1 protein-coding gene and 1 pseudogene are annotated in these 297 nt (G+C 40.1%); both read left to right on the top strand.

Features of this window, described 5'->3' with window-relative positions; genetic code table 11:
• Nucleotides 1–182 (top strand): hypothetical protein (locus tag A6M14_RS00875; RefSeq protein ID WP_152872890.1); only part of this gene is annotated, 182 nt, incomplete at its 5' end.
• Nucleotides 183–188: 6 nt separating this feature from the next.
• Nucleotides 189–297, top strand: a pseudogene (locus tag A6M14_RS00870) (tRNA (adenosine(37)-N6)-dimethylallyltransferase MiaA); the annotation flags it as partial.

Genomic DNA, 297 nt, shown 5'->3' with positions numbered 1-297 from the left:
TGGCAGTGAGTGTGTGTGATAGAGTTGTTCGTGAGCATAGATTATTAAGTTTGTCTGAAATGAATGTATTGCTTCGTCAAATGGAACAAACCGAATTTGCAAGTCAATGTAATCATGGTCGTCCAACTTTGCGTGCATTCCCATTGGCTCAATTAGATAAACTTTTTGCTCTAGGAGAGTAGTTGTACATGTCAAATCAATTGCCGGTCATCAATTTAATGGGACCTACTGCAAGTGGTAAAACCGCTTTGGCATGTGAACTATATGAAAGAGGTGTTTTCGAGCTTATCTCCGTCG

The organism is Acinetobacter portensis, from assembly GCF_009372215.1.
Lineage (GTDB): Bacteria > Pseudomonadota > Gammaproteobacteria > Pseudomonadales > Moraxellaceae > Acinetobacter > Acinetobacter portensis.
The sequence above is the reverse complement of the archived record's forward strand: the minus strand, read 5'-3'. Positions and strand labels throughout refer to the sequence as shown.